The sequence below is a fragment of the Paradesertivirga mongoliensis genome, assembly GCF_024436395.1.
GTDB lineage: Bacteria > Bacteroidota > Bacteroidia > Sphingobacteriales > Sphingobacteriaceae > Paradesertivirga > Paradesertivirga mongoliensis.
The window spans coordinates 1,145,335-1,158,685 of sequence record NZ_JAFMZO010000001.1 but is presented as its reverse complement, the minus strand read 5'-3'; the positions used below and the strand labels follow the sequence as shown (position 1 = coordinate 1,158,685).

Here is a 13,351-nt window from a genome sequence, read left to right as displayed (position 1 = left end):
TAATAAACGCATTACCAATTTGCAAAAGCTTTATTGAAAATATCTTCGGTAAGTCTTTTGGTTACGATTGGTATAATTGTGCGCTCTTGTGATTGAATAGAACCATTGTCGAGCGAAAATTGTTCGAACTGACTAAAGGTTTGTTCGAAGCTTTGCTCATCATCCAGGGTACTAGTATACTTTACTTTAACGGTGATGGTAAGCCGAACCAGGTTAGCCTTTTCGTTCGCGGTAACTGCCACGTTGGTATAGCTAAAATCTGTGATACTCCCCTCAAAGTGCCCATCGGCATTCTCTCTTAAAATATTTAATTCACTCTGCGTTCTGATTCGAGTCTTCAACTCTTCTGTAAAAGCCTGACTGAGAGTCGGCACTACAATTGGCGCAACATTTTCAAAGAAACCCACAGATACGGTCTTCATATTTGGGGGAATATTTGCCGTACCAAACTTGTACAACCAGCACGACTGGCATACCAATACCATTGGAATAAACAGTACGAAAAGTCTTTTTTTAATATATTTCATGCATTAATTAAGATCTAACTCTTTGATTTTTCGATACAGAGTCCTTTCGGATATTCCCAGTTCCTGGGCTGCAAGCTTGCGCTTTCCTTTATGCTTTTTCAAGGCTTTTTTTATAAGATCAGACTCCTTTTCTATCAATGATAACGATTCCTCTACTTCTTCGGTATGATGACTGTAGTCGAAATTTTTACTGTCATGCTCCGGGCGATGAATGGTTACAATCGGCGGATTTGTAGCCGGACCAGCCAGATCGATATCACTATACAACTGATGGATAAGTTGAGGATTTTCGGCAATAGCTGCGGCGTTTCCTCCATTCTGAATAATCTCTGCAACCAGCTTTTTTAATTCTACCATATCGCGCTTCATATCGAACAGCACTTTATATAATATGTCGCGCTCAGAGATATCCTCTTTTTTATCCTGACTTACCCGCATTGGCAAATTACCACTTTCTTGCGGAATATACTGCTTTAAACTTTGAACGGTGAGATTTCTGTCCTTTTCAAGAACTGCAATCTGCTCTGCAACATTCTTTAACTGCCTTACGTTACCCGGCCAGCTATAATTAATAAGCATTTGCTGTGCATCCGGGTCAAGCTGAACCGAAGGGCTGCGATATTTATTGGTAAAATCTGCGATAAACTTCCTGAATATTAAGTGAATATCCTCTTTTCGTTCTCGCAAAGCAGGTATTTTTAAAGGAACGGTATTTAAGCGATAATACAGATCCTCCCTGAACTTTCCATTCTGAACCGCATCAAATACATTCACATTGGTCGCAGCAATTACCCTCACGTCAGTCTTCTGAACTTTAGAAGAACCTACGCGCAGATATTCGCCCGATTCGAGAACCCTGAGAAGACGGGCCTGTGTGCCCAGGGGCAGTTCGGCAACCTCATCAAGAAAGATTGTTCCTCCGTTTACTACTTCGAAATATCCTTTACGTGCTTCGTGAGCGCCGGTGAAAGAGCCTTTTTCATGACCAAACAGTTCTGAGTCAATAGTACCTTCGGGTATGGCCCCGCAGTTTACTGCTATAAAAGGACCATGTTTACGGGCACTAAGCTGATGAATGATGTGGGAGAAAACTTCTTTACCGCTCCCACTCTCACCTGTAATTAACACCGAAATATCAGTTGGCGCCACCTGACGCGCAATATCAATAGCCCGGTTTAAAAGGGGTGAATTTCCTATTATTCCGAAACGATTTTTAATGTCTTGTATATCCATTTTAAATGTACAAATGAATTGATGTGCAAATTTGCAGATGCAATTGCACCGTCCCTAACTAAGAGGGATCTACGATAGTACCGAGCAAAGTAGCCGTAGTACACTCCTCAGCAAGAACATACGCGTACTCGCCCGGCTTGTATTTTTCGTTTACCGGAAACACGACCATAGCGTTATGGTCGTTCCTGCCGGCATAATGTTGCTTTGATTTTTTTGAAAAGCCCTCTATCAGCACCTTTTGAACTTTGCCTAGCTGTAGTTTTAATCGTTCGTGAGAATGTTGCTGCTGCTTTGCAACTACTTCCTGCAGGCGTCGTAATTTCACATCCTCTGGAATATCGTCTTTATATCGCTTTGCGGCCAGAGTCCCGGGACGTTCTGAATACATAAACATATAAGCGAAATCATAGCCTACGTAGTCCATCATACTTAAAGTTTCCTGATGTTCTTCTTCGGTTTCTGTACAAAAGCCGGTGATCACGTCGGTTGAAATCGCGCATTCAGGAATGATTCTTCTGATGGCACTCACCCGCTCCATATACCATTCGCGATCGTAAGTTCTGTTCATCAGATCAAGAACTCTTGAGTTTCCGGATTGAACAGGAAGATGAATGTAGTTGCAAATATTTTCATGCTTCGCGATAGTGAACAGCACCTCATCAGTAATGTCTTTAGGATGTGACGTTGAAAAACGAACACGAAGCTCTGGACTGATTAAAGCAACAAGCTCCAATAATCCTGCAAAATTTACTCGTTCTGTACCTGCTTCATCAGACCACTTATATGAATCCACGTTCTGTCCAAGCAAAGTTACTTCGCGATACCCCTCATTAAACAAATCGCGCGCCTCCTGTACAATTGAATGCGGATCACGGCTTCTTTCTCTTCCGCGGGTGAAAGGCACCACACAAAATGAGCACATATTATCACAGCCTCGCATAATAGATACGAAGGCAGTTATTCCATTTGAATTTAATCGAACGGGGCTGATATCGGCGTAAGTCTCTTCCCGCGAAAGCAATACATTTACAGCTTTATTTCCATCGTCTACTGTTCCGATAAGATTTGGGAGATCGCGGTAAGAATCGGGACCAACAACTACGTCAACCAATTTTTCTTCTTCCAAAAATCTTGCTTTTAAACGCTCGGCCATGCATCCAAGCACCCCTACTATAAGGCCGCGATTCTGTTTTTTTACCGCGCCAAACTCGCGCAGCCTGTTACGAACCTTTTGCTCAGCATTTTCTCTGATTGAACAAGTATTTATGAAAACAACATCGGCTTCTTTATAATTTGCAGTGGTTTGAAACCCCATATCCGTCATGATAGATGCGACAATTTCACTATCTGAAAAATTCATCGCACAACCGTAACTTTCGATATAAAGCTTGCGACCGTTATGTTTTAACGGAGCAGTTTCCAGCAATAGCGCCTCGCCCTGTCTTGCTTCATCATGCCCGCCTGCCAGCATTCGGGCAGGTTCCTTCATCTCAAACATAGGGGCAATATCTTTTTCACCTGTAAGCATTATCATTATTTTGGACTGCAAAAGTACTACAATTTTAATAATGACAGGATGGCAGTTCTGTTTTTCATGTAAAAAATGTATGTTTAGGAACAGCAGATGACCCGAAGGGATGCAAACAAGTCCGGAAGCGAAAAAACAATTAGCAAAGAAGATAAAATGGATATCAATACTGTCTGCCATACTGATATCTATCATGCTCTGCGTCTCTGTTTATATTTATTATCAGATCGAGCCACTGGTTGCTGCCCGCCTTAAAGAAACCATTAAAACTTCCACCAACGGATTATACAGCATCTCCTTCTCCAAATTATCTATCAATCCGTTCAGTGGAAATGTCACCTTAAAAAACATCAGTTTTAAAGCCGACCCTGCGGTATATGAGCGTTTTAAAAGAGATAAGATAAGCCCCAGCCATTTGTATGAAATTAAGGTAAAAGTGCTTCGACTAAAACGTGTCCATCCCTTAAAAGTGTATTTGAAGCGTGATCTGGTTATTAACGCCATCCTTGTTGAGAATCCCAGTATACGGGTTTATTATGAGAAAACTTTCGGCAAAGATTCATCCAAAGTGGATACACGTACCACCTGGCAGCGCTTATCTAAATATTTACATGCCATTAAAGTAGAGAGGGTGGCCTTCCGGGATATTGATTTCAAATATATCGACAGGCGACTACAAAAAATTGAGATCAATAGTGTCCAAAACCTGTCTATCACGATTAAGGATATTTTAATTGATTCGTTAAGTCATCTCGACAAATCGCGGCTGTATCACACAAAGGATGTGCAGGTTGAAATTCTGAACAACCAGTTTACCAGCAATGATGGCATGTATACCGTAAAGTTCGACAAGCTGGAGATGTCGACCTTCGATAAATACGCCTCAGTTAGCGGCCTTCAGGTTATCCCCAAGTATCCTGAAATAGAATTTTCTTTAAAATGGCCTTTTAAAAAAGCAAGGTATCGGATTGCTGTAGACGAGGCGAGACTGAATGGAATAGACTATAAAAGCTTAACAGATAAACGGCAGTTGCTCGCCTCTTCATTTAAGCTTGATGGTGCCAAACTAGATGTTTTTATGAATAAGCAACAGCCTAAACCAAAAGGCGACCTGGGAGAAAATTTCCCCCAGCTTTTGGTCAAAAGCCTGCGACTGGTTTCTGTAATTGATACGGTCAGAATCGGCCAGTCACGACTCACTTACTCAGAATACGATCCGTTCACGGCTAAAACCGGAAGAATTTCGTTTACAGCTTTAAACGGACACATCCTGAACATCACGAACGACTCTGCAGCCCTGCGAAAGAACCGCTGGGCAAGGGGGAAGTTCAGTGCCTACTTTTACGGCAAAGGCCGTATTGATTTTAACATAAACTTTAACCTCAATTCGCCGGTGCAGGAATATAACTATGCAGGCAAACTCCATAAAATGCAGGCGAAGTACTTCAACCAGATCACCCGACCATTAGCCTTGCTTGATATAAGTTCCGGAGCGGCAGACTCCGCAATATTCTCGGTAAAAGGGGACTACCGGAATGCCCTGGGATCCATGACCATTTTTTATCGCGACTTAAACATCGGAATCCTGAAACTTAACCGCAATAAAAGGCTTCAGCGAAGCACCATTTTATCCCTGGTAGCGAATAACCTTTTGCTTAAAGAAGACAATCCATCTAAAGGCGAACCGCTGCGAACCGGTACCATTCGCTACACCCGTCCCGATTCAGTATCATTTTACAGTATGATCTGGAAAACCCTTTTCAGCGGCATCAAAGAAAATATCGGAATGACCGCTGAAAGGGAGAAGGCCCTCAAAGATCAGTTTGAAAAAATCAAACAAGCACAGCCTGAAAAAAACAGAGAAGTTCGAAAGCTTCAACGCGAAGAGCGGAGAAAGCGGCGAAAAAGTAACAGCCTGGAACGATGACTAAATTAACCCTGATTTTTTGGTAAAAATGGTTCCGGAAAACCATAGAATCGCCTAATGGTGCGAATGCTCTATTAAAGGTGTTACGCAACATTAGATCGATGCGGACAAATCCTTCAAGTTACCGGCGATCCTAAAAAGTACGGTCGTGTATATGCTGGCACACACGGAAGGGGGATTCTTTATGGGAATCCATTATACCGGTATTAATCTATTAAACGTTATATTTATTCTGCTTTATTCTATATAAAAGGAAAAAACATTGAAACCATTTAGAACTTTAGCAATTTTATTAGGCCTCGTTTCTACATTTTCTTACGCCCAGGTTTACCCTTATAAAAATCTCGTATTTGAAGGCGCTGGCATCAGAGGTATTGCTTATGCAGGGATATTGGAAGAATTTGAAAAAGCATCGCTTCTCGACGACATTGAGAAAGTAGGCGGCACTTCTGCGGGTGCTATCATTGCGTTGCCGCTTGCGCTGGGATATTCTGCGGCCGAAATAAATAACCTTATTTACACTACCGATTTTAATAAGTTTAATGATGGCCGTTTCATTTTTTTCGGAGGCATTCACCGGATGAAAAAACATTACGGCTGGTACCGGGGAGATGAATTTAGCGACTGGCTCGGTAGACTTATTGCCAGAAAAACCGGGAACGCAGAAATTACCTTTTCCGAACTTCATACGCAGGGCTATAAAGATCTTTATATCACGGCTACCTGTCTAAACAAGCAAAAACTTCTGATTTTTTCGCACGAGACGTACCCGAATATGAAAGTGAAAGACGCAGTAAGAGTCTCTATGTCTATCCCGCTCTATTTTCAGGCAGTATTTATTGACAGTAGCGGTGCGGTAATAAAAAAGCCGGGGAAGAGAACTGATCTTGACGTTGTTGTTGACGGAGGAATAATTGGCAACTTTCCAATCCAAATGTTTGACCATACCGATGCGGCTGGCAGGGTTCCTAATCCCGAAACGATTGGTATAAGAATAGATTCAGATACACAGATCGAATACGATACCAAAACCAAAGAACTGGCACCAATCCGAATCACGGGGTTCAGCGTGTATATGGAAGCGTTTTATGTAATGGTTCTTGAAAATCTCAATCGTAATGCGCTTACTGATGCCGACTGGAAGAGAACAATCTCCGTATCATCGGCCAATATAGGGCCACGTGTAAAAAAGCTTTCAGCTACGCAAAAAGAAAGCCTTCTAAACAGCGGGAGAAAAAGCGCCCGCCAATTTATTGAGGAGATGAACTAGGATTTCCAGCATCGGCGAAAAATTACGACGATTTCGGTAATTCCTTAAAATATTCTGAAATTAGCTTGAAATAGTATATTTGCAACGCAATACCAAACATCATTCGGGATGTAGCGTAGCCCGGTATCGCGCCAGCATGGGGTGCTGGAGGTCGTCGGTTCAAATCCGGCCATCCCGACTAAAAAAGTATAAAAACAAGCTCAAAGTGAAGGTTCTTAGCCAAATATTTTGAGCTTTTTCGCTTTTAAAAAATAACGTTGTATACCTTCTGATGTATCTTCTCTGCACCTCGATATATGCCTCGCAGGTAACTACATTTACTGCACGGCTAGACTTCCTGTCCACCTTAAAACATACTGTCCATTTTTGAACAGGTCACCTAGACCAAAAAATAAAAACTACCTGATAGTCAATAATTTATATTTGGCATTTGCCTTGAATATATAGTTCCAAAATACCAATCATGGACTACCAAATATCAAAGCACCAACAAATCAAACAGAGAAGAAAAATCTATCTCGTTGCACTAGTAATTATCGCAGTAATCACTTTCGGATTTGTAAAATTCAAAAACCTCGTTTCTCCAACTGTTAAAAACAGTGGAATAACTATTTCGGTTGCCGAGTCTGGAGCAATTGAAGCAACCGTTCCTGCATCAGGATTGATCATCCCAGAATATGAAGTATCGATCACCGCTCCTATCAATTCAAAAATTGAAACAGTGTTCCGTAATGCAGGTGAGTCGGTAAGCACAGGTGAATCTATCCTGCAACTGACTAAAGAATCATCTCTGGTTATTTACGAAAAATTAAATGAGGAGCAGCGGGTAAACCGGAATAAAATCAATCAGTTGGCGCTGGCCCTGGAAAAAGATCTGGACGATTTAAAAACTCAATACTCAATCAAACAGATCAGAATTCGCAGTCTCGAAACCGCACTTGCACACGAGCAGTCTTTATTAAACATCGGCGGAAGCACAGAAGAAAATGTAAAACAAGCTCACCTCAACCTTAGTGTTGCTCAGCTCGAATTAAAACAGATCAAAAATCAGATTAATAACCAGCAGGCTATGATGAAGGCAGACTTAAAAAGCCTGGGCTATGAAATCAACATTCGTGAAAAAGACATCAATCAGATAAGCGATAAGTTAAGAAAAGCTTCAATTTCATCTCCACGCGGTGGAGTGATCACCTGGATCAATGATAAAGTTGGTGCGGAGATTGCGGAAGGTGCGGAGTTAGTAAGAATTGCAGACCTAAGCAGCTTTAAAGTTGAAGCGACTATCTCTGAAACTTATGCTGATGAAGTTAAGGCTGGAAGAACCGCGATTGTCCGCATCAATAACGCCGACCTTCGCGGGAAAATCATCAATGTACAACCTGCAGTCCAAAATGGAACAGTGAAATTCTCCATTACCCTAAACGATAAAAACTCCGAACTGCTTCGCCCGAATTTAAAGGCTGATGTGTTTGTTGTTACCTCTTACACAGGCAACACAATCAGAGTAAAAAATGGCACTGCATTTAACGGCTCAGAAGAACAAAAGATCTTTGTGATGAATGGCAAAAACGCTGAGATCAGAAACCTGAAATTCGGAGAAAGAAACTCAGATTATGTTGAAGTTCTGTCGGGTATCAAAGCCGGCGATCGCGTAATCACTTCAGATATGCAGGAATACATGCACCTTAAATCAATCGAAGTAAAATAATCACCCTACATCCAGAAAACGCCATGCTCAAGTCCATTATACTACTTGCCGGGATAGCTATGCCCGTTCTTAGCAAAAGCCAGAGCACTGCTGATACAGTAAAACTGAATTTACAGCAGGTTATCGAGATTGCTAAAGCGAACTCTACTGCAGCAGTACAGGCTGCTACTATCCGCGAAACTCAATATTGGGAGTACAAAACTTTCAAGTCAAACTACAATCCGCAATTAAGCCTTGATGGTGTGTTGCCACAGTTTAGCAAAACAAACATTCCGGTAATGCAGCCAAACGGTGCGGTAGAGTTTAAATCTGTGATGAACGATAATTCGCAATTAAACTTAGGCATCACTCAAAACATTGGTTTAACCGGCGGGCAGATCTTTGTTGGCTCGAACATGCTTCGGTTCAGAGACTTCGATCGCAGAGAGACCCGCTTCAATGGAAATCCTCTGATCGTAGGATTCAATCAGCCACTGTTTGCTTTCAATCCATTTGCATGGGATAAAAAGATAGAGCCTTTACGTTTTGATGCTTCGCAAAGAAAATATGTTCAGGATGTTGAAATAATTGCACGTGATGCATCGGAATACTTCTTTAACCTACTTATCGCTCAAATCAACTCTGATATCGCTGCCAGGAATCTGGTTAACCATGAAACGCTTTTTAAAATTGGCGAGACTAAAGTGACACTTGGAAGACTATCTAAAGACGAGTTACTTCGCTTGAAGCTAGGCGTTTTAAATGCAAAAAAAGCTGTAGGTCAGGCCAATGTGAATGCCGAAACCGCGATTCTTGAGCTTAAATCTTTCATTGGATTGTCTTCTGCTAATCCTATAAAACTTATCCTTCCTGAAAAACTGGTCGCTTTTGATGTGGCTGAGGAAGTTGCCCTACGTGAGGCAAGAAACAATCGCCAGCAAACGGTAGAATTTCAACGCTCATTATTAGAAGCTGATAAAGACATCGCCAAAGCAAAGGGAGAGAACGGCTTAAAGGCTAATCTGTTCGGAACTTTTGGATTAACCAATGCAGCTGCTGATATGCCAGGCATTTACAGAAGCGCAAAAGATCAGCAGGTGATTAAGCTAGGATTTCAAATCCCCATCATGGACTGGGGCAGATCAGCTTCCAGAATTAAAACGGCACAGGCTAATAAGAAACTGGTAGAAGCTTCAGTAAAACAAGCTCAAATTGATTTCGATCAGGAAATCTACACCCAGGTAAGGCAGTTAAAAATGATCAAAGAACAAATGGGAACCAATGCCGAAGCAGATAAAACAGCTGCAGAGCGCTTCGAAATTGCAAGAAAAAGATATCTGTTAGCCGACCTGAGTATCACCGACCTAAACATCGCTTTACAGGAAAAAGACCAAGCCCGCAGAGATTATATCCAATCGCTTAAAAGCTTTTGGAATGCCTACTTCGGCCTCCGCGTACTTACACTCTACGACTTTGCAAACAACAAAAGAATAACAAACTAAACAGACCATAAATTTTAACCCCAAACTCAAAAAAATGAAAAGTCAAATTTTAACGGCTGTATTCGCTTTCTTCGCAGCTTTCTCGTTCGCACAATGCGACAAAAACATCACAACAAATTTTAATGGTCTCAGCGAGATCAGAGGCGGTTCGGCAACTCCAATAAAAGCAGAAGGAACCATCACTTTCGACAAAGAGAACATTATAATTAAAAGCTCAGTAAATGGAAGAGAGATGAGCATCGAAGGCACCATTCAATCAATTACTGAATGTAATGGGACACACTTCTTAGTACCGGCAAAACGGAATACAAAGTACTGAGCAGCAAAGGACCAGATGGGCCAAAAGATGACGCATCAATCACCTTAGAGGGCGTAAACGGAAAGTTAAAAGTAACTTTTCGACCCCCAGGAGCTGAACTGCACTTTCTGATAACTGATTATAAAATCGTAAAATAGTAGCACCCTAAGCATTAAGAATATGATACAATTATCAAACATAGAAAAAGTATACCGCACAAAAACCATCGAAACCATTGCGCTTAACAAAGTGAATTTAGGAATTAACAAAGGTGAGTTTGTAGCCATCATGGGACCTTCGGGATGTGGAAAAAGTACACTTTTAAATATAATGGGCTTATTGGATTCACCAACTGCAGGCACGATCAGCCTTGACGGACAAGCCGTTACTTCATTTGGAGATAAAAAGCTCGCAAACTTCAGAAATAAAAAGCTTGGATTTATTTTCCAGAGCTATCATTTGATCAACGATCTATCAGTGCTCGATAATGTAGAACTTCCGCTGCTTTACAGAGACGGAGTATCAGGATCTGAAAGACGCAAACGTGCAATGGAAGCGTTGGAAAAAGTTGGTCTAAGCGCCCGCATGAAGCACTACCCAAACCAGCTATCCGGCGGGCAGCGTCAGCGCGTTGCAATAGCTCGTGCCATTATCGGAGATCCGGAGATTATTCTAGCTGATGAACCAACAGGAAATCTGGACAGCGTGATGGGAGAAGAAGTGATCAATATCCTTCTCAACCTAAATAAAACTGACGGAACTACCATTGTAATGGTAACCCACGATGAGCACATGGCTAACAAAACTCAGCGGATCATCCGCTTCTTTGATGGCCAGCAAGTAAACTAACAGATCAAACTGAAAAATCATGTTAAAACCATCATGAGTATGCCACTCAAAACAGAAATGGAATACCCATGATAGCTTCATCTCCATTAAAAAACAATAAAAATATGATGAAAAATTATATAAAAATCGCCTTTAAAGTAATGCTTCGAAAGAAGTATTACACGGCGCTCAGTCTAATCGGAATAAGTTTCACCATAATGATGGTCACTGTATTCGCTTCGTTCATCGATTCAGTAATTGGAGCCAATGCAACAGAAGTGAATCGCAATAGAACCCTGATTTTCGATAAAGTTTCGATGTATAAGGCGGGTAAAGAGACAGCGTCTGCACCAAGTTATCCATTTATCGAAAAATATGTTGCCGGACTCGAAAGCACTGAATATGTATCGGCCTTTACTGACATAAGCTATGTGTCGGATGTAAATGGGAGACTTCAAGGGCATCATCTCAAGCTTACAGACGAAAACTTCTGGAAGATTATGACTTTTGATTTCTTAGAAGGAAAGCCTTTTCACCAAACAGAAGTTAAAACAGGAGCAAGAGTTGCTGTAATTACCGAAAAGGCCAAAGAGTATTTCTTTAACGATCAGCAAGCTGTAGGCAAAAGCATCGCGGTTTACGGCAATAGTTACAAAGTGATCGGAGTGGTTGAACCTGCAGTTGGATATAGCAAAGCATACGCTGATATTTATTTACCCTTAACCACAGACACTTCGGTTTACAGTAAACCCAACGAAATCAGCGGTTCATATTGTGCTATGCTCCTGGCAAAAACTTCGGACTTAAAAAAAGTTAGGACTGAGCTTAGAGGCCGTATGCGAAAAATAAGAAACCATGTTTCGGGAGTCGACTCCGTAAAAGCATATGCATTCACTGCTCTTGAGCAATTTTCGAAAAGCAGTTCTTTTAGAGATGATGAACCCGAGTATGGAAAAACTGCCATCGCTCTAATCGTGGTACTAATACTCTTTATGCTGATTCCAGCTATCAGTCTGATCAACTTAAACTTAAGCCGCATTGGCGAGCGGGCCGAAGAAATTGGCATCAGGAAATCTTTTGGCGCTACTTCGAGGGCAGTAATTAATCAGTTAGTTATTGAGAACATCATTATTACTTTGGTAGGGGGCCTCGTGGGCTTAGGACTAGCAATTTATGCTTCACAACTCTTAGTTGTTGTAATAAATTCTTTCGATCCCTTATTTAAAATCCCCGAGGGGTCTCTTATATTGAGCTGGAGAGTGTTTGCATCCAGCCTGTTCAGCTGCCTGTTGTTCGGTCTATTATCGGGAGTTTATCCTGCCTGGAAAATATCGCGTTTAAATGTTATAAAAGCCTTAAGAGGAGGAAACAACTTATGATCTCGCACCTTTTTAAAATGATATGGAAAAGAAAAGGGAAAAACTCTTTCCTTTTACTTCAACTCTTTGTATCCTTTTTGGCCCTGTTTCTTTTTATCGGGCTAAACCTTAAAAAATTCAGTAACTACTTTAAACCTCTGGGTTATGTTTATGAAAATGCATGGGTGCTTGAAATGGAGTTCCCGAACGCAACAGAGGCACAAAAGGCAGAGCTTATTGACGCTGTTAAACAAAAACTAACCTCCGTAAAGGAGATTGAAACGGTAAGTGTGGCACAAGCTATTCCCTTTTACCGCTGGGGTAAAGAAGAAGATGTAAAGTATAAAAATCAAGTTTCAAAGGCGATGTCTTTTGAGGTCGATGATAATTATCAAAAAGCTTTGGATATCAAGCTACTGGAAGGTCGGTGGTTTTCGTCAAAAGATAATGGAGCGGCTAAACTTCCGGTGGTAATTACAAAAGACCTGGCCGAGCGTGAGTTTGGAAGTTCCAGCCCTCTGGGTCAGACATTCAGTTTTGGGGAGACTCAGGCAGTGATCATAGGTGTTTCAAAATCGTTTAAGGAAAACACTTCCGCAGATGTGCAACCTGGCTTTTTCAAACGGTTAGCAGATGATAAAACAGTATCGAGGTTTGTACTTAAAACCCGGGATAATACAGACTTCCTCTCACTTGATGCCAAGATCAGAAAAGAATTAAACTTTCCTGTTGAATTTAAAATCTCTAGAAATCAGCCTTTAATCTGGTTGAAGAAATATGCCCACAAGCTTGATTATATCCAGCTAAGCGTTGCATTAATTGTTTTTGCATTCTTAGTACTAAATGTATTCTTAGGAGTTTCAGGAGTATTCACCTACAACCTGTCAAAACGAAAAGCGGAGGTTGGTTTGCGTGTAGCCATGGGTGCAAGCTCAAGCGCCATCTTAAAGCAGTTTCTCGGAGAAACAATGGTTCTTACTACCTTAGGCATTGTGCCGGGAGTGTTAATTGCAACCCAATTACTAATAATGCAGTATTTCGGATCGTACATGGAAGGTTATTACGGACCTTTGAGCCTTATTCTGTCTGCTCTATTCTTATATTTATTGATGTTAAGCTGCGCTCTTTATCCAAGTTTAAAAGCAGCTAAAGTTCAACCTGCAACAGCCCTGCATGAAGATTAGTTATTGAAT

Annotated in this window: 11 protein-coding genes and 1 tRNA gene; 9 read left to right on the top strand and 3 right to left on the bottom strand. The window is 41.3% G+C overall.

The window, feature by feature from the left end; genetic code table 11:
• Positions 1 to 11: 11 nt before the first annotated feature.
• The 3 genes from lptE to miaB are packed head-to-tail and all read right to left on the bottom strand — an operon-like array spanning position 12 to position 3,231.
• The gene (lptE, locus tag J3P43_RS04745; protein ID WP_255899705.1) at positions 12 to 527 is read right to left on the bottom strand and encodes an LPS assembly lipoprotein LptE; all 516 of its coding nucleotides are present in this window, start codon (positions 525 to 527) and stop codon (positions 12 to 14) included.
• Between the two features lie 3 nt (positions 528 to 530).
• Positions 531 to 1,760: a sigma-54 interaction domain-containing protein gene (locus J3P43_RS04740; protein WP_255899701.1), complete on the bottom strand. Its 1,230-nt coding sequence runs from the start codon at positions 1,758 to 1,760 to the stop codon at positions 531 to 533.
• Between the two features lie 58 nt (positions 1,761 to 1,818).
• Entirely contained in the window at positions 1,819 to 3,231 is a 1,413-nt protein-coding gene (gene miaB, locus J3P43_RS04735; protein ID WP_379125799.1) for a tRNA (N6-isopentenyl adenosine(37)-C2)-methylthiotransferase MiaB, read from the bottom strand.
• A gap of 166 nt (positions 3,232 to 3,397) precedes the next feature.
• Between miaB and J3P43_RS04730 the strand changes: the two genes are divergently transcribed.
• The 9 genes from J3P43_RS04730 (at position 3,398) to J3P43_RS04690 (ending at position 13,342) form a co-directional block, all read left to right on the top strand.
• Positions 3,398 to 5,215, top strand: coding sequence for an AsmA family protein (locus tag J3P43_RS04730; RefSeq protein ID WP_255899699.1), 1,818 nt, complete (start codon positions 3,398 to 3,400; stop codon positions 5,213 to 5,215).
• Between the two features lie 262 nt (positions 5,216 to 5,477).
• The gene (locus J3P43_RS04725; protein ID WP_255899696.1) at positions 5,478 to 6,485 is read left to right on the top strand and encodes a patatin-like phospholipase family protein; all 1,008 of its coding nucleotides are present in this window, start codon (positions 5,478 to 5,480) and stop codon (positions 6,483 to 6,485) included.
• 104 nt (positions 6,486 to 6,589) lie between these two features.
• Positions 6,590 to 6,663: transfer RNA gene (locus tag J3P43_RS04720), tRNA-Pro, on the top strand.
• A 285-nt stretch (positions 6,664 to 6,948) separates the two neighbouring features.
• Positions 6,949 to 8,193 carry an efflux RND transporter periplasmic adaptor subunit gene (locus tag J3P43_RS04715; RefSeq protein ID WP_255899693.1) on the top strand — a complete coding sequence of 415 codons (1,245 nt, stop codon included), beginning with the start codon at positions 6,949 to 6,951 and terminating at the stop codon, positions 8,191 to 8,193.
• Between the two features lie 23 nt (positions 8,194 to 8,216).
• Positions 8,217 to 9,674, top strand: coding sequence for a TolC family protein (locus J3P43_RS04710; RefSeq protein WP_255899690.1), 1,458 nt, complete (start codon positions 8,217 to 8,219; stop codon positions 9,672 to 9,674).
• A 34-nt stretch (positions 9,675 to 9,708) separates the two neighbouring features.
• Positions 9,709 to 9,993: a hypothetical protein gene (locus J3P43_RS04705; RefSeq protein ID WP_255899687.1), complete on the top strand. Its 285-nt coding sequence runs from the start codon at positions 9,709 to 9,711 to the stop codon at positions 9,991 to 9,993.
• Positions 9,994 to 10,152: 159 nt separating this feature from the next.
• Entirely contained in the window at positions 10,153 to 10,821 is a 669-nt protein-coding gene (locus J3P43_RS04700; protein ID WP_255899684.1) for an ABC transporter ATP-binding protein, read from the top strand.
• Between the two features lie 104 nt (positions 10,822 to 10,925).
• Positions 10,926 to 12,179 (top strand): ABC transporter permease, encoded by a 1,254-nt coding sequence (locus J3P43_RS04695; RefSeq protein WP_255899681.1) that lies wholly within the window; start codon positions 10,926 to 10,928, stop codon positions 12,177 to 12,179.
• Positions 12,180 to 12,196: 17 nt separating this feature from the next.
• Positions 12,197 to 13,342: an ABC transporter permease gene (locus J3P43_RS04690; RefSeq protein ID WP_255899679.1), complete on the top strand. Its 1,146-nt coding sequence runs from the start codon at positions 12,197 to 12,199 to the stop codon at positions 13,340 to 13,342.
• Positions 13,343 to 13,351: the final 9 nt, after the last annotated feature.

Bases quoted from the DNA above. Each gene is read 5' to 3' on its own strand.
- J3P43_RS04730 (WP_255899699.1), top strand. From the start codon at position 3,398: ATGCAAACAAGTCCGGAAGCGAAAAAACAATTAGCAAAGAAGATAAAA.
- J3P43_RS04710 (WP_255899690.1), top strand. From the start codon at position 8,217: ATGCTCAAGTCCATTATACTACTTGCCGGGATAGCTATGCCCGTTCTT.
- J3P43_RS04715 (WP_255899693.1), top strand. From the start codon at position 6,949: ATGGACTACCAAATATCAAAGCACCAACAAATCAAACAGAGAAGAAAA.
- J3P43_RS04700 (WP_255899684.1), top strand. From the start codon at position 10,153: ATGATACAATTATCAAACATAGAAAAAGTATACCGCACAAAAACCATC.
- lptE (WP_255899705.1), bottom strand. From the start codon at position 527: ATGAAATATATTAAAAAAAGACTTTTCGTACTGTTTATTCCAATGGTA.
- miaB (WP_379125799.1), bottom strand. From the start codon at position 3,231: ATGCTGGCAGGCGGGCATGATGAAGCAAGACAGGGCGAGGCGCTATTG.
- J3P43_RS04740 (WP_255899701.1), bottom strand. From the start codon at position 1,760: ATGGATATACAAGACATTAAAAATCGTTTCGGAATAATAGGAAATTCA.
- J3P43_RS04695 (WP_255899681.1), top strand. From the start codon at position 10,926: ATGATGAAAAATTATATAAAAATCGCCTTTAAAGTAATGCTTCGAAAG.
- J3P43_RS04705 (WP_255899687.1), top strand. From the start codon at position 9,709: ATGAAAAGTCAAATTTTAACGGCTGTATTCGCTTTCTTCGCAGCTTTC.
- J3P43_RS04690 (WP_255899679.1), top strand. From the start codon at position 12,197: ATGATATGGAAAAGAAAAGGGAAAAACTCTTTCCTTTTACTTCAACTC.